General features: G+C 67.2%; 14 protein-coding genes. 5 read left to right on the forward strand and 9 right to left on the reverse strand.

The features are described from left to right. On the forward strand, nt 1–1,137 hold a 1,137-nt coding region (locus tag KA248_13615; protein MBP7830944.1), incomplete at its 5' end, for an SGNH/GDSL hydrolase family protein. Nucleotides 1,138–1,245: 108 nt separating this feature from the next. Here KA248_13615 and KA248_13620 read toward each other — a convergent pair. From KA248_13620 to KA248_13635, 4 genes are all read right to left on the reverse strand, one after another. Then, on the reverse strand, nt 1,246–3,873 hold the full coding sequence (locus tag KA248_13620) for a CotH kinase family protein (protein MBP7830945.1): 2,628 nt from the start codon (nt 3,871–3,873) through the stop codon (nt 1,246–1,248). Between the two features lie 3 nt (nt 3,874–3,876). Continuing rightward, nucleotides 3,877–4,572, reverse strand: a complete 696-nt coding sequence (locus KA248_13625; GenBank protein ID MBP7830946.1) for a DUF4956 domain-containing protein — start codon at nt 4,570–4,572, stop codon at nt 3,877–3,879. A 3-nt stretch (nt 4,573–4,575) separates the two neighbouring features. Next, on the reverse strand, nt 4,576–5,298 hold the full coding sequence (locus tag KA248_13630; GenBank protein ID MBP7830947.1) for a polyphosphate polymerase domain-containing protein: 723 nt from the start codon (nt 5,296–5,298) through the stop codon (nt 4,576–4,578). Between the two features lie 108 nt (nt 5,299–5,406). Beyond that, entirely contained in the window at nt 5,407–5,706 is a 300-nt protein-coding gene (locus KA248_13635; protein MBP7830948.1) for a nucleotidyltransferase family protein, read from the reverse strand. Nucleotides 5,707–6,021: 315 nt separating this feature from the next. Here KA248_13635 and KA248_13640 point away from each other — a divergent pair, with 315 nt between their 5' ends. Further along, nucleotides 6,022–6,924: a glycosyltransferase gene (locus KA248_13640; protein ID MBP7830949.1), complete on the forward strand. Its 903-nt coding sequence runs from the start codon at nt 6,022–6,024 to the stop codon at nt 6,922–6,924. Here the strand turns inward: KA248_13640 and KA248_13645 are convergent. After that, complete coding sequence (locus KA248_13645; GenBank protein MBP7830950.1) at nt 6,921–8,363, reverse strand: DUF2029 domain-containing protein; 1,443 nt, start codon at nt 8,361–8,363, stop codon at nt 6,921–6,923. The two genes, KA248_13640 and KA248_13645, sit on opposite strands and share 4 nt — an antisense overlap. 247 nt (nt 8,364–8,610) lie before the next feature. On the opposite strand from KA248_13645, the gene KA248_13650 reads away from it, so the two are divergent. After that, nucleotides 8,611–9,399, forward strand: coding sequence for a glycosyltransferase family 2 protein (locus KA248_13650; GenBank protein MBP7830951.1), 789 nt, complete (start codon nt 8,611–8,613; stop codon nt 9,397–9,399). A gap of 81 nt (nt 9,400–9,480) precedes the next feature. On the opposite strand, the gene KA248_13655 is transcribed toward KA248_13650, so the two are convergent. Both KA248_13655 and KA248_13660 read right to left on the reverse strand, forming a co-directional pair. Further along, on the reverse strand, nt 9,481–10,422 hold the full coding sequence (locus tag KA248_13655; protein MBP7830952.1) for a GDP-L-fucose synthase: 942 nt from the start codon (nt 10,420–10,422) through the stop codon (nt 9,481–9,483). A 107-nt stretch (nt 10,423–10,529) separates the two neighbouring features. After that, nucleotides 10,530–11,648 carry an SGNH/GDSL hydrolase family protein gene (locus KA248_13660; GenBank protein MBP7830953.1) on the reverse strand — a complete coding sequence of 373 codons (1,119 nt, stop codon included), beginning with the start codon at nt 11,646–11,648 and terminating at the stop codon, nt 10,530–10,532. A 79-nt stretch (nt 11,649–11,727) separates the two neighbouring features. Between KA248_13660 and KA248_13665 the strand changes: the two genes are divergently transcribed. Beyond that, nucleotides 11,728–12,687: a glycosyltransferase family 2 protein gene (locus tag KA248_13665; GenBank protein ID MBP7830954.1), complete on the forward strand. Its 960-nt coding sequence runs from the start codon at nt 11,728–11,730 to the stop codon at nt 12,685–12,687. Nucleotides 12,688–13,245: 558 nt separating this feature from the next. After that, nucleotides 13,246–13,650: a hypothetical protein gene (locus tag KA248_13670; GenBank protein MBP7830955.1), complete on the forward strand. Its 405-nt coding sequence runs from the start codon at nt 13,246–13,248 to the stop codon at nt 13,648–13,650. A 36-nt stretch (nt 13,651–13,686) separates the two neighbouring features. On the opposite strand, the gene KA248_13675 is transcribed toward KA248_13670, so the two are convergent. Together KA248_13675 and fabF are read right to left on the reverse strand one after the other, a co-directional pair. Then, the gene (locus KA248_13675) at nt 13,687–15,867 is read right to left on the reverse strand and encodes an FAD-dependent oxidoreductase (GenBank protein ID MBP7830956.1); all 2,181 of its coding nucleotides are present in this window, start codon (nt 15,865–15,867) and stop codon (nt 13,687–13,689) included. A 28-nt stretch (nt 15,868–15,895) separates the two neighbouring features. Further along, complete coding sequence (gene fabF / locus KA248_13680; GenBank protein MBP7830957.1) at nt 15,896–17,140, reverse strand: beta-ketoacyl-ACP synthase II; 1,245 nt, start codon at nt 17,138–17,140, stop codon at nt 15,896–15,898. Nucleotides 17,141–17,230 lie beyond the last annotated feature (90 nt).

Below are 17,230 nucleotides of genomic sequence, written 5' to 3' on the forward strand. Positions count from 1 at the left end.
CCGGTGCTGAACTTCTTCTTCACCGAGTCACGCCTGAAACATCCCCCCGGCCCCGACGTCGTGGTCACGCCGCGCGCCAAGCGGATCGGCGGGGCGATCCTGGCCGTCATCGTCCTGGCCCTGCTCGAGTTCGTGGCGCGGCGGCGCATGAAGGTGGAGATGACGATCGGCGAGTACGATCCCTATCTCCAGAACGCCCTCGCGCCCGGCACGAACCTGCACGTGAACGGCCTCGGCTTCCGCGGCGAGGAGATCGTCCCGGAGAAGGAACTTGGCGCGCTGCGGATCTTCTACCTCGGCGGCTCGACGTTCCTCGGCGCGAGCGTGACGTTCGAGGAAACCCACCCGCGCCTCTTGGAAAAGCGGCTGCGCCAGCAATTCCCGGGCCGGCGGATCGAGGTCCAGAACGCCGCCAACCACTGGCACACGACCGAGCACTCGCTGATGAAGTACCTGTTCAAGATCCGGGACTTCCGGCCCGACCTGGTCATCGTCTGCCACAACATCAACGACCTGTACCGTTCCTTCTCCCCGCCCGAGTTCGCCCGGCCCGGCTACGAGCGGGACTACTCCCATTTCTACGGCCCGGTTTCCCGCATGGTGCAGACCTACTTTCAACGGCCGCCCGTCGTCCGCGTGCACCTGCAGTGCTTCCGCAGGCTGTCGGAGCTCTTCGGGCCGCGCCTTTTCTCCGACTTCCGCCGCCTGAAGGAAACCGACCGCGCCGACCTCGCCAGCCGGGATTCGTTCCGGCGCAACCTGGCGATGCTTGTGCGCGTGCTGAAGCAGGACGGCGTCCGCGTCGTGCTCGCGACGGAGCCCTCGCTCTACCGGCACGACCTGACCGCGGAGGAGGAGAAAAAACTCTGGATGAACAAGCAGTTCTGCGTGGTCGGGCCGCGGACCTACCTCGGCGCGGGCGCCATGGCGGACGGCATGGCGGAGTTCAACGCCATCATCAAGGAGGTGGCCCGCGAGGAGGGCGCGCCCCTCGTGGATCTCGACGCGGTCCTCCCGCGGACGCTGGAGTATTTCCGCGACGACTGCCACTACAACGAAAAGGGCCACGCCCTCGTCGCGAAGGCGCTCGGGGATTTCATCCTGGAAAACCGCCTGGCGGACGACTCCGCCCAGTGAGTTGCTCAACCACGGGCTCGCGGGAACTCGCCCCTCCAAGTCTCAAAATGAAAGACATGGAGGGCGGAGCTCCGCGACGCCGTTCCTTCCGCCGGCAGAGCGGCGGAACTACAGGCCTGATTTCAGCGCCCGCACCGCGATGTCCAGCGGGCCCTTGACCTCGGCCTCGTATTTCGCGATTGGCTTTTCCGCGCCGGCGACCTCCACGATCATCGGCCCGCCGGACTCGAGCTCGATGCGAAGCGGCGTGCCCTCAAAATAGCGGCCCTCGTACGGCCCCTCTTCGAGCCAGCCGTCGATCCGCAGCCGCCCGACACCCTCGCCGCGCACGGTCACGCGGTGGAGAGGGAGGCCCTTCTCCACGCCCCGCAGGGCGTTCCAGAAGGCGCCGGGCTGGGTCCGCAGGAACTCCGCCACGTCGCGGCGGGCCTGCTCGAAAAGCCCCGCCATCTGCGCGGGCGTCATATACTTCGCCATGCGGGTCGCCTGTGCCTGGTGGCCCCGGTGCTCGTCGGCGACATGCCGGAGCAAGGCGTCCGTGTAGAGGTCGGACCGCGCGAGCCACGGCTCCGGCTTGAGCGCGTGGTTGAGCAGCGCCTGGGCGGCCTCGACGTACAGGCGCCGGCCGGCCGGGTCCTTCATCAGGCCGTTCAGCACGTCGCCGCGCAGGCCGTAGATCGGAGGCAGCCCGCCGCTGTCGTCCATGCGGAAACCGAACGCGTCGTCGAGGTCCCACGCCATGAACGTCCACGCGGCCCCGTCGAGGCGGCGGTCGCGGACGAAGTAGCCCTGCCGGTTGTCCGTGAGACCGAGAAAATGCACCGAGGCCGCCCAGCGCATGAAGGCGGCGGGATCCATCAGGCGGGCGAACTCCGCCAGCGTCGGGACGCGGTCCGGATCGCGCCACAGGGTCTGCCAGGTCTTCCGGAACATCTCGTCGCTGCCGAGCTTGAGCGGGTTGGCGGTCTTTTCCTTGATCACGTCGAGGTCGAGGTGGCCGAACGCGTGCCGCAGGAAGGCCGGGTCCTGCGGATCTTCGAGCAGCAGGTAGACACCCATCGGTGTCTTGTTGACCTGGAAGAGGACGTGCCGGAAACGCGGGGAGATCAGACCGGTCGCCCGGAGGATGTCCAGCCCGAGGGCGTGCTTGATCAGGCTGCGCCCGGCGAGCACGAAGGCCGTGTGGGGCGACTCATCCTCCGCGCCGAAGACGCGGCCGGGCCACGCGGGCCGGCCGTACCGCGCGCGGCAGCTCAAGCGGAACGATTTTTTGACCTTCGCGATCCGCGTGGACCGGCCCTGCGGCCGCATGCCGACATCCGCCGACTGCGCGGTGCCGTCGGGGAAGATCAGGCAGGCGTGGGCCCGGCGCTCGCCCGCCGGGCCGCGCGCGTGGGGATTGGGCAGGATGCCGTTCATCGTGTGCGTGAAATCCGCCGGGCGCAGCGTGCACCACAGCAGCGGGATGTCCGGCGGCGCGCCGACATAATAGAAGCGGGTCACGGCCGCGCTGGGATGCGCCCCGTCCCGGAACGAACGGACGGTCACCGCCTGCGACCCGGTGACGACCAGGGCTTCGCCCGCCTGGGGGCTGTTTTCCGTCGGGACGTTGCCGTCGGTCGTGAAGCGCACCACGTCCCCCGGCTCGGCGGCCACCTTCACCACGGCGCCGGAGGCGACGAGGCCGCTCGGCAGCGAAAGCGTCGGGGGATTGAGCAGGGCCAATCCCCCGGGGCGGGGCGGGGCCACCCGGAACGACCCGCTCCCGGCGGGGTCACGCACGAATGCCTGACCGGGCTCCAACGCGGGAAAGGTCACGTAATCCAGCGGCACGCCGTGCGGCGAGTGCAGGCTGATCGTCTCGCCGGTCCGCTTGAGCTTGAACCCGGCGTGGAGGTCCTGCTCGCCGCCGCCGAAGGCGCGGTCCGCCCGCGTCAGCACCAACCGGTCCACGGACGTCGCGCCGCCCTTGAGGACGACATCCAAGCGGTGGTTTCCCTGCTTCAGGAGCCAGGCCCCGCCGGGCTCCCCCGGCGCCCGGGCGCGCGTGGCCAGGAAATACCGGGCCGGCCGCTCGGGCAGCGAGGCGCCGGCGACGCGATCCACCTGCACCTCCACGAGGCAGGGTTCCGCCGGTTTATGGATCAGCCAGACATCGTACAGGCCGGTTTCCGGCACGTAGATCCGGTGGGTCATGCGCGGCACGGCACCCGTGGAGGCCGTGGCATCGAAGACATAACCCGCCGGCGCGCCGGACTCGGGATGGATGTCCCAGTGTTCCTTGGTGCCCGCGACCGGGTTCTTCGCCCCCCAGTACGAGGAGACGCCGGACAACCCGTCCGCCCAGATCAGCAGCGTTTCGCCGGGCGGCAGGACCACGTCCGGAAGCCGCCACTTCGCCGGGCGGGCGGCGGTATCCGTCAGCATGAATCCCCGCAGCGGGACGGGCTCCGCCGAGCGGTTGTACAATTCGATCCAGTCCGCGGCCGCGCCGTCGCTCTTCACCGGGCCGCGCGGATCGGCGAGACCGATCTGCTGGATGACGACGGGCGACCACAGCGCGGAGGGCCGGATGCGCGCGACACCCGGGCGGGCGGCCTGGCGCCAGAGCGAGCGGAAATCCTGGTTCGAACGGGGCCTGGACAGGCCCGCGCGGCGTCCCAGCCACGCCGCCGCCGCGAGCGCCGCCAGGCAGAGCCCGACGCCGAGCAGCTTTCTGGCGGTACGGCCGTCCATGAATCAGACCAGCGAGCCCGGCGCGGAGAAGAAGACGTTGATCTTCCGGCACGGCACCTCGCGCTGGATGGACTGCTGGATTTCCGGCCAGTTGCCGGAGGGCGCGTGCGCGAAGGCGTAGTGGAGGCTCGTGGTGCCCTCGACCGACGCGATGCTTTCCAGGCGCAGCCCGCTGAAGTGGCGGCCCAGCAGCCCGTCCAGCGCGGCGCCCTGCCGGGAGTAGGTCTCGTCGTCGAGGTTCAGCAGCAGCACGCCCGAGCGGCGGTTGATCCAGCGCCGGCGCAGCGGGCCCCAGTGCCGGGCCAGGAGCAGGACGAACGCGACGGCGTAGAGGATCAGCACGAACAGGAAGTTGAACGTCGCCAGGCCGATCGAGCCGGCGATCAGGAGCATCAGGAACCCGATTTCCTCGGGCTCCTTGACGGGGGTGCGGAAGCGGATGATCGAGAGCGCGCCGAGCAGGCCGAGCGAAAGGGGCAGCGAGAGCTGGACGCAGATGAAGAGGAACGTGATGGACGGGCCGACGAGCAGGAACGACTTCTGGAGCTGGGAGCCCGTGGCGCGCCGCTCGTAGAAGAGCTCGTACATGAACTCCGCCGCGAGCGCCGCGGCCACCGAGGCCAGCATGCTCAAGAGGAAGCCCCCGAGTTCCAGGGACAGGCTCGCGCCCGCCGTCAACTGCTCCAGTAGTTTCTGCATGGTTTACCCCTCGCGCAACAACAGATGCCTGACACACTCCCCGTACTTGGAAAACGAGGCCCGCGTCACCGCCAGGGCCGCCGCCCCGGCCGGCAGGCGCGGGCCCTCCACCCCGGCCGGCCCCTTCACTTCCAGCACGGCCCAGTCGAGCATACCGGGTCCGCCCGGAAAGTAAAACGCGGGATTCGGATGCTCCGCGCCGATCGCGTAGTCCAGCGCGATCCGCGCCCCGCGGGCCATGTCCACGTACCGGCGGCGGACGTAGCGGATGACGCACACGGGCAGCACATTCGACGGCGCGCCGTGCAGCGGCCATTCGAGCAAAACGGTCGGGTCCACCGTTTTGCCCACCGCGAGCGGGTCGGCCTGCAGGGCGGCCAGGTCGAGGTCCAGCGTCCTGCGCTTCTTGAACGTGCGGGCGCCGGCCTTGCTCTTCAGCTCCAGGAACGCCTGCGCGCCCGCGGGGCGGCCGGCCTCGTCCGTGTACCAGCGCAGGCGGACCTTGTGCTTGTAGAACGTGCTCTGGCGCTTCTCCTCCACCGCGTCAAGCCAGGGCGTATCGTAGTAGAGGCTGCGGATGACGTTGTGCGCGAACCGCGGGTCGGGCGCGCAGACGTGGTCCAGCCAGTCCTTGAAAAACTCCGCCGCGTGGGCCGGCAGGATGTACTTGCGCTCCAGCCGCCCGGCGGGGGGCGCGGCGAGCGGGGGGCTAACCGGCGCGTTCATTCGGCCTTCAGCAACGCCCGGAGTTTCAACGCCAAAGAAGGGAAATCCACCGTCACAATATGCCATAGAATATCATGGTCGAGCATCTGTCGGAGCGAAACCGAGTCCTCACGCCGCGACATAGACTTCCTCCGCCTCTTGCAGCACCTCGCCCCGGAAGTACTTGCTCAAGCCAGCGGGCGTGTTCAAGTCCACGCGCCGCCCCAGCAGCACGGAGAGATCCTCCTGCAGGCGGACAAAAGCCAAGCCCACATGCACGCCGGGTTGAAATTCCACGAGCACATCCACATCGCTTTCCGGGCGGAAGTCGTTTCGGAGCACCGATCCGAAGAGCGCCAGGCGGCGGATGCCGTTGTGTATGCAAAAGGCCTTGAGCCTGTCGCGCGGTATTTCTATGCCGTGTACCATCATAACCGGTATTGCATCGCTTCAACTTCTTTCATCGGGCCATGGGGGCTGCTAATGGTGATTATGGGGATTGTTGCGCCGATTTTCAAGTCATCCAAAGAAGGCCTGAACCCGAAAAGACCCACGGCCGGACTGCACACGGCCATCACCGCCGAACCTCGTCCAAGGTGGCACGGGCATCCCGCCCGTCAATGGTAAAGCGGCCGGTGCCGTGGAGACGCCGCGCCCCCGCGGCGCTGTTGGCGGGCCGGGGGCGGCCCGCCTCCACCGTTTGCCCTTGACCCTCCAAGGCGATGCGCCGTTAATACTGCCCGCATGGAGACTCCATCCCAGCCGGCGCGCGTGTCCATCGTCATTCCGTCCTACAACAGCCGCCGGACCATCGACCTGTGCCTGGACGCCTTGAAAACGGCGGCAGCCCGGCCCGGCGTGGAGGTGATCCTGGTGGACAGCTCCACGGACGGCACGGACGCGCGGGTCCGCGAGCGCTACCCGTTTGTCCGCGTGATTCACCTCGACAAGCAAACCTGGCCCGGGCCGGGCCGGAACATCGGGGCGAAGGCGGCGGCTGGAGCCCTGCTGGCCTTCACGGACACCGATTGCGTGGTCGCGCCGGACTGGGCGGACGCGATCCTCGAATCCTTCGCGCGGCATCCGGAACAGGACGCGTGCGTGGGGATCGTGCGGAACCACAACCCGCGCGGCGCGGTGAGCTGGGGCTCGTTCCTGACGGAATTCAACGGCTACCTCGGCGGCGCGCGGAGGCCGACGCGGCACCTGCCTTCGTTTTCCACCGCGTTCCGCCGCGCGGCCTTCGAGAAGGCCGGCGGCTTCCCGGAGGACGTCGCCTGGCTGGAGGACATGATCCTGACCGAGGCGCTGCTGCGCATGGGCGCGAAGCTGTACGTCGAGCCGGCGATCCGGATCGCGCATCACAACCGCGACCGGCTGCGGGAGTTCCTGCGCCACCAGTACCACCTGGGGCGGTTCTTCGCGCACAGCCGGTTCCGCGGGAATCTCCCCGGCTCGCGCGTGCTGCGCGCGACGGCGTTTTCCATCCCTGCGCTCGCGGCCTGGCGCGCGCTGCGGGCTTTCGAGCGGACGTTCCGCGCCCGGCCGGCCTGGGGGTTGCTCCTGCTGCTCCTGTCCCCGCTCTACCTGGCGGGCATGATCGCGTGGATGGCCGGCGTCCGGCTCGGGCGGAAGGATTGCGCCTAGATCTCGCTGGGATACGGCAGGGCCGGCACCGGCAGATGTCCCTCCGGCGGCGGGCGATACCCCACGGGCCGGGCCAAGGTCAGGACCAGGAGACCCGCGATGCGGTTCCAGCTCAAGGGGCCGACGTCGTAAATGGGGATGAGCAGGATCAGCAGGCTGCCGACCAGGACCTGGACCGGCGCGCGGCTTCCCCAGACGAGCCAGGTCCAGAGCATGATCGGGATGGCCATGACGTAGTGGTGCTCGAAGACCTGCGGCGACAGGAAGAAGCTCATGACGAGCGTGTCCATCACCTGCTCGTAGAAATAGAACTCGCGCGCCCACGCGCCCTCCGCGCCGGGCTGACGCCGCAAGGGCCGCAGCTCGCGCTCGCGGCGGGCCATGCGCAGGAGCATCCAGCCCAACGCCGCGCACAGGAAGAGGCCCCACAGCGCATTCTCGTATTCGACCGCGTCGAACAGCTTGAGGATATTCTTGGCGATGGCGTGGAGGCTGTTGTCGCGAAAGAACGAGCCGATCGGCGGGTCGGAGATGTAGCCCAGGAACTTCTGCCAGACGTCCCACCCGCTCGCCCAGCACTGGGCCAGGAAGATCAGGACGGTGAACAGGCCCGCCCACAGGATAGGCCGCCAGCGCCAGACCAAGAGCAGGGGCAGGCCGAGGATGGCGGGATAGAGCTTCATGTGGAAGCCGACGCCCAGGGCCAGGCCGGCCAGCCACGGGAGGCGCTCGCTGAAGAGCAGGATGACCAGGATGCTGTTGACGAGCCAGAGGTTCGGCTGGTGGAAGCCGAGCAGGCGGAGCAGCGGCACGTTGAAGAGCAGCAGGAAGCCCGAAGCCAGCGCCGCCGCGCGGCGGTCCATCTTCAGCCGCCGGCCCCAGGCGTACGTAAGCCAGTAAAGGATCATCAGCATCGTGAACTGCGCGCACTGGAACGTGTAGAACACGATGTGGTCCAGCGTCTGGCGGTGGGAGCCGTCCATGGCGCGCGTGTAAGGATAGAAATGATCCGCCAGCCAGCGCCACCCGGCCATCAGCTGGGACAGGGCCGGCGGGTACCAGTAGATCGGCGAGACATTCGGGTTCCCCGAGTACGGGTCGCCATGCAGCACCTGCGAGATCATGCCGTTGTACCAGGCGCCATAGTCATAGGACGGCTTGGCGAATTTCTCGAATAGGCTCAAGTAGACGAAGCCCAGCACGAGGAATACCGCCAGGGGATAAAAACCCTGCTTCCATTGCCGGAACCACGGCCAGAGCACGACGCCGATGGCGAGGAGCGCCACGGCATGCGTGAAGGAATACATTTCGAAGACGCGGAACGCCGCGCCGTAGGAGTACCGAACAAACACGGGGCTCCACATCCAGAGCCGCAGCGCCGCCCAATCGGCGGTCCACCACAGGACCAGCGCCAAGGCCGCCCGCCGAGCGAGTTTCAATGTTGCTTCCTGCGGCATCGTCAACCCCCGCGGCTGTCTACATGAAGACCGCATTGTAACGGAGGAATCGTTGAATGCAAGCAACCAGCCTTTCGCGACAGCAACCAGCCTTTCGCCTGGGGGCTCAACAGCAGGCTCGTAGCGCCTGCTGTACAGCCGGGACTGCGAACCCGCGGTGAATCGGACGCTATGAAAGGCAGGCGACGGCTCATCTTGCCTTTGCCGTGCGTTCTGCTATAAACCGGGCATGAATTCCCGCAGCCGAGAGGTTTCCCGCGAGAAACTCCTGCGCGGTCCGGCAGATCCCGCGCTGGGCGGGATCTCGCTGGTCTTCCCGGTCTACAACGAGTCGTTCATCATCGAGACCACGCTGCGGAACTACATCGCGGAGCTCGGGGAGCGGGTGCCGGACCTGGAAGTGGTCGTGGCCGAGGACGGCAGCACGGACGACACGAAGGGGGTGCTGGAGCGGCTGGAGAAGGAACTGCCGATCCGGCTGTTCATGAGCGACGAGCGCAAGGGCTACCAGCGCGCCGTGATCGACGCGGTGGCCCACGCGACCAAGCCCTGGGTGTTCGTGGTGGACTCGGACTACCAGTTCGCCGCCATCGATTTCTGGCGGCTCGAGCCGCTCCGGAAGGACCACGATATCATCCTGGGCATGAAGGCCCCGCGGCGGGACCCGTTCTACCGGGTATGGCTGTCCTGGGGATACAACTTCCTGCTCCGGCTCTTTTTCAAGCTGCCCTACCGCGACATGGACACCGGGTTCCGGCTGATCCGGCGCGAGGCGCTGGAGAAGCTGGCGCCCGAGGTGAAGTACATGTCCTTCTTCACGGCGGAATTCGTGGTCCGGGCGCACTATGCGGGCTACAAGATCATCGAGGTGCCGGTCCCCCACTACGAGCGGAAGATCGGCAGCACCACGATCTTCTTCATCTCCAAGCTGTTCTGGATCTGCCTGTCGCAGTTCGTGGGGCTCTTCCGGCTGCGGAAGGAACTGATGAGCCGGAAGCAAATGAGCACGCAGCCATAATCGGCGTCGCGGCAGCTCCGCCCTCCAACGGTCTTTTGGAGGATCGAGCTCCCGCGAGACCGAGCCTCGCCGTGGAAGAGCCTACTTCCGGCCTTCGCGGAGGTACCACTCGATGGTCCGGCGCAGTCCCTCTTCGAACCCGACCTGCGCCTTGAAGCCGAACAGGCGCTCCGCGCGGCTCGTGTCCAATCCGCGCCGCGGCTGGCCGTCGGGCTTGGAGGCATCCCACTCGACCCGGCCCTTGAAGCCGACCAGGCGGTTGATCAGGGCCACCAGGTCCTTGATGCTGATCTCCATGCCGCTGCCGATGTTGACGGGCTCGGTGCCGTCGTAGCACTCCATGGCAAGCACAATGGCCCGGGCGCAATCCTCGACAAACAAAAATTCGCGCGTGGCGGTTCCTGTGCCCCAGCAGACCATGTGGTCGGTCCCGCTCTCCTTCGCCTCCAGCGCCTTGCGGATCAAGGCCGGGATCACGTGGGAGCTCTGGGGATTAAAATTGTCGCGGGGCCCGTACAAGTTGACCGGCAGCAGGAAAATACCCTTGAACCCGTATTCCTGGCGGTAGGCCTGCAACTGGACCAGCAGCATCTTCTTGGCCAGCCCGTACGGGGCGTTGGTCTCCTCGGGATAGCCGATCCACAAGTTCTCCTCCTGGAATGGAACGGGCGTGAACTTGGGATAGGCGCAAACCGTTCCCATCACCATCATTTTCTGAACGTCGCGCAGGCGGCATTCCTCGATCATCTGGATGCCCATGATGGCGTTATCGTAAAAAAACTTCCCGGGGTGCGCGCGGTTGGCGCCGATACCGCCCACGACGGCGGCGATATGCAGGACGACCTGGGGACGGACGGCATCCAAACACCGCGCAATATCCTCGTGACGACGCAGGTCGTATTCCTTCTCGGTCGGCACCCAGAGATCGAGAGCGCCGCGACGGCGGAGTTCATCTACCACATGGCTCCCGACAAAGCCGTGCCCCCCCGTCACCAGAACCCGCTTCCCCGACCAGAAACTCATGTCCCCCCGTCTCCTTGTAGCACGCGAACAACGGCCACAATAACCACCTTTTCAACGACATGTTACAGGATAACGGACCAGGAAGTCACCCCTATTCTTGCCAGCACTCAAGGCGAACGCAGCAGGTCCATGGCGGCGCGGCCGATCAGTTCGGCGGCCACGCGGTTCCCTTTCGGGGTCCAGTGCCCGTACTTGGGCCGCCCGCCGGGATAGGTGTTCGGGCCCGGTTGGCCGGCGGGTGTCGCGCTCATGTCGAGCAGAGGGATGTTCTCGCGGCGGCACAGCTCCGTGAGGCCCTCGTCCGCGGAGATGAGCACCAGCAGCATTTTCCCGTCGGCCTCCTCGAAGAGCGCCTTGACCAGCGCCTCGGTGGGATCCTCGCCCGCCGTCCCGGCGAGCACCTTGGGCTTGTTCTCCTGCGCGGCCTTCATCTTGCTCCGGCGCGCCTCGACGATCTGCGAAACGTGGTAAAGGAGATAGGAGCCGGTTCTCTCGAACAACTGGTCGGGCACCGGCACCCAGAGCGCATCGCCCTCGGGCGGCACCGGCACCGGCACGCCCTCGGGCAGCAGCTTTCCGTCCTGGAGCGTGAAGAAGGGCTTGTTGTAGCCCCGCACGCGCCGGGACATGTTTTCGGACCGGTCGTTGCCGCAATAGACCACCACGGTGAGATCCGGCTTCACGACGGGCTTGAGCTGCTTGAAGAGGAGGTACTGCTGGTCCGTGGCGTAGCCGTTCATCCCGGCGTTGAACCAGCGCACGGAGGGCACCGCCCGGTTCAGCAGCGCCGCCGGGTACTCGTCGTCCCCCACGCCGTAGCCCCACATGTTGGAGTCGCCGAGGAGGAGCACGCGGCGCTTGGTCGTGTCCAGGTCCCACGGCGTGTCGCGGAAGCCGCGCTCGTTTTGGGTCACCCGTACGCCGCTGCCGTGGCGGCTCGAGACGTTCGGCACACCCTTCCAGCCCAACTCCGGACTGAACATGAAAAAGACGCCCTTGTCCTGCGGGCCCGACGGTCCCTGCTCCAGCTTGCCGTAGAGGCGACGGCAGTAAAGTTCGCCGCCCAGCAGGGCCCCCGCCAGGGAGCCCAGCATGACCACGAGCAGCACGAATCCGAACACTTTGTTGCGGCCCGCCGAACCCGGGCCGGCCTTTTTCTTGTTTTCCGTGTCCATGATTTCCCTGTAAATCGTCGCCATCATCGGCCAGCCATACCGGCGGATCAAGGAGAAATCCCCCGTTTCTTTTCTCTTTTTTCATGGCGGATTCTCCCCTACTCTCGCCGATGCACCGGGACAAAAAAGCATGAAGACCTCTTCCATGCCCCGCGTCTGGGCCGTGACGCTGGGGTTCAACAACGCCGCGGACACGGTCGAGTGCCTGCAAAGCGTCGTCCGCAGCAAGGGCGTGGACCTTCGGCTGCTGCTGGTGGACAACGCCAGCCGCGACGACACGGTGGAGCGCGTCCTGAAGGAATTCCCGGCGGCCGGCGTGATCCGGCTCAAGGAGAACACCGGGTTCGCCCGGGGCTTCAACGTGGGACTGGTCCACGCGCTGCGCGAGGGCGCCGACTTCGTCTTCATGGTCAATAATGACACGACCATCGCCCCCGACCTGCTGCGGCGGCTGGTTGACGCCGCCGCGGCGGAGCCCCGCGCCGCGATCCTCGTGCCGAAAATCTACTACTACGACGAGCCGAAGGTCGTCTGGTCCGCCGGGGCCCGGTTCCGCGCCTTCCCGCCGGCGATCGTCATCCGGCGCGGCCGCGCGGAGGATGACGGGAGCCTCGACGCGCCGCTCGACCTTCCCTTCGCCACGACCTGCGCCCTCGGCTTCCCGCGCCGGGCGCTGGAAACCCTGGGCCTGCTGGACCGGAATTTTTTCTTCTTCAGCGAGGACTACGACCTGTCCCTGCGCGCGCGCGGGGCGGGAGAACTGATCCGGTTCGTGCCGGAGGCGCACATGTGGCACAAGGTCTCCAAGTCCACGAAGGTCGGCTCGCCCAACCCGTTCTTCTGGCGGACCTACGGGCGCAGCACGCGGATCTTCTGCCGCAAGCACCGCCGGGCCCACCCGTGGATGACCGGTCCCGCGCACCTGCTCTACGTCCTTCTGCGGATGATCGCCGAGGGCAAGCGGTTCGGGGTCCGGCCTTTTCTCGAAGGCTGGCGCGAGGGCGGCCGCGCGGAGGTGCTGCCCGTGCCGCAAGCCGACGGGAAGGGCGTGGACGAAGGCACGCTCGTCCGCGCCGCAACCCCGTTGTGAACAGGTCGTTGTCCGTGCTTCGTCCGCCGGCAGAGCGGCGGAACTACAGGAATCGGATCGACTTGTAGCTCCGGCGCCGGAGCTCGATCACGGTCCAGGACTGATTCATAAAGAATCACAACCTGATGCAAACAGCGTGAGCAAGGCCCGCGCAAAGCAGGGCCTGCGCTGGCCTCGAGGGCGAGGCCGCGCTACCCCGACGGCGAGGAGGCGGAACTCGGTGTAGCCCGCGACCGCCCTCGGTCGCAGGGCCGGCCAGCCCCGCGGACCCGTCCCCACAGGCTTCGCGAGATGAGCCGTCGTGAAAAAGACACATCCCCTTCATGGCAGGAGGGTTCCCCATCCTTGTGAATCAGTCCTGATCACCGCCTTTTCACAAGGGCTTGTCTTGGCGGCGTCTTTCGAGTAAGTTTCTACGCTGATATGACCTCGTCGTCGGAAAAGGCGGACCGTACGGCCGACTCCAAGGTGCCCGGCCACGGCAAACATGCCGGAGGGCGCCCTCCCAAGTTTCGCGAGTCCCGGCGCCCGGTCACGGTAACCCTTCCGGAGCGAATTTTGCGCGTGCTGGAATCGGTGGACCCGGACCGGGCCCGCGCGATCGTGCGGGTGACGGAAACCGTGACGGGCCGCGACCCCAAGCAGTTCAAACCGGTGGAACTCGTGGAGGTGCAACCCGGCAAGGCGATCATCCTCGTGGGTCCCTGCGCGCCCTTGCGCCATGTCAAGGGACTGCACCTGGTGGAGATCACGCCGGTGCGTTACCTTCTGACCATTCCTCCGGGCACGCCCGCGGAGTCCCTGGAGGTGGCCATCCTCGACATCATCGAGGGCAAACAGCCCATGGAGGAGCAGGAGCGCTCCGTTCTTTGCGAGTTGCGCAGATTGCTGTCCGTGCATCGCCGGGGCAGCAGGATGACCAAGGGCGAGATGCTGTTCGTGAACACCGACGGCAAGACCTGAAGCCGTGCCGCGCCGGCGCACGACCGGCCTGACCGTTCAGCCTCCCATCGGCTCGATGAAATCCGCGCCCAGCTTCGGGATGTCGCCCATGCGCTGGTGCAGGCCGCGGAACGCGCCCCGCCAGAGCGGGGTCACGCGGCCGGACGTGGCCTCGCGCGCGAGCAGGTAGGCCAGGTGGAGCGCCAGTTTCCCGGGCTTCATGTGCCGGCGGTAGAACCGGCTGAAGCTCTCGCCCCATTGCTCGTAAAACTCGGCGCCGGCCCGCTCCTCGGCGTCCTCCCGGTACCGCATCCGCGCCTCGGGCACGTAGCGCACGCGAAAGCCCTCCGCGCGGGCGCGCAGGGAGAAGTCGATGTCCTCGTAATAGAAGGCATAACCCGGGTCGAACAGCCCGATTTGCTCGAACACCTCGCGCTTCACGAGGAGCCCGCAGCTCACGGCGAAGTCCACCTCGCGCTCCTCCACGAAGGCCCCGGCCGCCGGCCGCCCCGCGCCGATGCTCTTGATGCCGGGCGGGAATTTCCGGAACCGCGTGCCGATGGACCAGATGAGGGCCGGGTCGTCGGCGCGCAGGATCTTCGGCGTCAGCAGGCCCGCCTCCGGATCGCGCTGCGCGACGCGGACGAGCTGGGAGAGCAGGTCCGGCTCGACGGTCGCCCGGCTCAAGGTAAAAAAGACGTAGTCGGCCCCGAGGTGGACGGCGAGATTGCACCCGGCGTTGAAAGCCGCGGGTATGCCCATCCCGTCCGGGCGCCGGATCAGCCGCACGCCGGGCCACCGGCTCCGCGCGAGTTCCTCCACCCCGGCCCGCCCGCTGACGAGGATCACGCTACGCTGCCCGTAGTCCGAGGCGCGCAGGGCGTCCACCGACCGGCCCAGGTCCTCCTCGCCGCCGGCGTCCACGACCACGGCGGCGACCAGCGGCTCGACCGGCAGGGCGGCCCGCTTCTCCGTCACGACCTCGGCCTTTTCGGGCGCGGTCAACTCGCGGACCAATTGCAGCGCCGAGGCAAAGCAATCGTCCACCTCGAGGTGCTCGAACTGGGCCGCACGGCCGACGTACCGGAGGTTGGCGAACCGCGCCAGGTACTCGCGCGCGAGGTCGACGTCCTTCTCATAGTCGCAGCGGTAGACCGGGTAGGAATATTCGCGGGTGACCTGCGTCGTGTCCAGCACCTGGTCCATCCGGAAGATGCCCGAGCCGGCGAGGTCCCGGACGGTCTTTTCCAGGTAGTCCGGGCGGTCGCGGTCGGTGACCTCGGCGCAGACCACGGAGGTCTCGGGCGGGCCGAGGTTCGGATCCATGTTCTTGAACTCGCAGAGGCGGTTCACGGCGAGGCCGCCGTCCATGTAATAGATCCAGTGATTGGGCGTCGTCTGGGGCTTGTCGACCAGGACGTAGACGGCCGAGACGGCGCGGTAGGTCAGCGGCGGCTCGTGGCCGAGCATGCGGCAGAGGTTCGTCAGCGGGATGGTCGAGATCACCCAGTCTCCGCTCGACTCATGGGTGCCGGCCGCGTCCTTCCACCGGACGCCGGCGACCCGGCCGTTCTCGACGCGCAGCCCCGTGACCTCCGCGTTCAGGCGCACGGCGTCCTTGACCTCGTCGTGGAGCCGGTCGCAGATCGAGCCGTAGCCGCCCTTCTGGGGATAGTAGAAGTAGTTGAATTTCTTCTTCGAACCCTGCCGGATCACGTCGAGGGGGCCGGCGATGCGGACCTTCTTGCGCGCCCATTCGACGGAGATCTGCTCCGGGGGAATCCCGAACATCTTGACCGTGTAGGGCGAGAACAGGAAGCGCTCCAGGGTGCGACCGTACTTCTTCAGGCAGTAGTTCTGGAACGACGTCTCCGGCAGGTTGCGCGGCCGGGTGAGGTAGGTCCACGGGATCGAGAGGGTCTTGGCCGGGAAGAACCGGCGGCAGAGCTGGATGACGTCCACCGGGTCGTGCAGCCATTTGCCGCCGAGATGCACGGCGCTGACGCGCGCGAGCCGGTTCATGGGGACGAGGGACACGAGCTGCTGCAGGATGTGCTCGTCATGGGTGAAGAGGCGGTGGGCAGCCCAGTCGCAGGTGTGCCCGTTCCACCGGAAGCTATGGGCGAACCCGCCGATATAGGAAGCCCCTTCGAGGACCTCCACCTCGAAGCCCTTCCGCCGAAGCAGGCAGGCCGTGCTCAAGCCGGAGATGCCGGCGCCGATGATGACCGCTTTCACGTTGATGGTACCCCGGCCCGGCCCGCGCCTACTCCACGGCCTTGAAGCACAGGGTGGCGTTGTGGCCGCCGAAGCCGAGCGAATTATTCAGGCAGGCGCGGACCTTCGCTTCCCGGGCCTGGTTGGGTACATAGTCCAGGTCGCAGTCCGGGTCGGGCGTCGTGTAATTGATCGTCGGCGGGATCCTGCCGTTCTTCAGGGCCAGCGCGCAGGCGATGGACTCGACCGCGCCGGCCGCGCCGAGCAGGTGGCCCGTCATGGACTTGGTGGAGCTGATCATGACCTTCCGGGCCCGCTCCTCGCCGAGGGCGGCCTTGATGGCCAGCGTCTCGCACTTGTCGTTGAGCGGCGTGCTGGTGCCGTGGGCGTTGATGTAGTCGATGTCGGCGGGCGTCAGCCCCGCGTCCTCGACCGCCAGCCGCATCCCGCGGGCGGCGCCCTGGCCCGCCTCGTCCGGGGCGGTGATGTGGTAGGCGTCGCAGGTCCGGCCATAGCCGGCCAGTTCGCAGTAGATCTTCGCGCCCCGCTTCCGCGCGTGCTCGAGCTCCTCCAGGACCAGCACCCCGGCCCCCTCGCCGATCACAAACCCGTCGCGGTCTTTGTCGAACGGGCGGCTGGCGTGGGCGGGATCGTCGTTGCGGGTGCTCAAGGCGCGCATGGCGCAGAAGCCGCCGACGGCCAGCTCGTTGATCGAGCCCTCGGCGCCGCCGGACAGGACGAGGTCCGCCTCGCCGTGCTGGATGATCCGCAGCGATTCGCCCATGGAATGCGTCGCCGACGCGCAGGCGGAGACGACGCAGAAGTTGGGGCCTTTCATCCCGAACTCGATGGCGACCAGGCCGCTCAAGATGTTCGTGATCATCTGGGGAATCATGAACGGCGAGAACCGGGACGGCCCGCGCGTCACGACCACCTTGCTCTGCTCGAAGCACACCTGGAGGCCGCCGATGCCGCTGCCGATGATCACGCCCGCGCGCTCGCCGTCCACCCGGTCCATCTGCAGGCCGGCGTCGGCGACGGCCATCTTGGCGGCCGCCACCCCGTACAGGCAGAAGGGATCCATGTGGCGCTGGTCCTTGCGCGAAACGAAGGGATGGGGGTCGAATTCGATCACCTCGCCCGCGATCTGCGAGGTGTAGGCCGTCGGATCGAACGCCTGGATCCGCCGGATGCCCGAGTGGCCGGCCAGCAGACGTTCCCAGAATTTCTGCAGGTCGCATCCCAGCGGGGATACCACCCCCATGCCCGTCACCACGACTCTTCTGGCCGCCATGTTCGCCCCCCGCGTTCAACGCCGCCGGACCGCCCGCGGGAGGCCCCCGCGACCGGCCGGCCGAGTGCTTTTTGTAAAACAGGCCGAGGC

The organism is Kiritimatiellia bacterium (genome assembly GCA_018001225.1).
Classification (GTDB): Bacteria; Verrucomicrobiota; Kiritimatiellia; order CAIQIC01; family JAGNIJ01; genus JAGNIJ01.

Bases quoted from the DNA above. Each gene is read 5' to 3' on its own strand.
- KA248_13665 (MBP7830954.1), top strand. From the start codon at position 11,728: ATGAAGACCTCTTCCATGCCCCGCGTCTGGGCCGTGACGCTGGGGTTC.
- KA248_13620 (MBP7830945.1), bottom strand. From the start codon at position 3,873: ATGGACGGCCGTACCGCCAGAAAGCTGCTCGGCGTCGGGCTCTGCCTG.
- KA248_13630 (MBP7830947.1), bottom strand. From the start codon at position 5,298: ATGAACGCGCCGGTTAGCCCCCCGCTCGCCGCGCCCCCCGCCGGGCGG.
- KA248_13625 (MBP7830946.1), bottom strand. From the start codon at position 4,572: ATGCAGAAACTACTGGAGCAGTTGACGGCGGGCGCGAGCCTGTCCCTG.
- KA248_13640 (MBP7830949.1), top strand. From the start codon at position 6,022: ATGGAGACTCCATCCCAGCCGGCGCGCGTGTCCATCGTCATTCCGTCC.
- KA248_13650 (MBP7830951.1), top strand. From the start codon at position 8,611: ATGAATTCCCGCAGCCGAGAGGTTTCCCGCGAGAAACTCCTGCGCGGT.
- KA248_13655 (MBP7830952.1), bottom strand. From the start codon at position 10,422: ATGAGTTTCTGGTCGGGGAAGCGGGTTCTGGTGACGGGGGGGCACGGC.
- KA248_13635 (MBP7830948.1), bottom strand. From the start codon at position 5,706: ATGGTACACGGCATAGAAATACCGCGCGACAGGCTCAAGGCCTTTTGC.
- fabF (MBP7830957.1), bottom strand. From the start codon at position 17,140: ATGGCGGCCAGAAGAGTCGTGGTGACGGGCATGGGGGTGGTATCCCCG.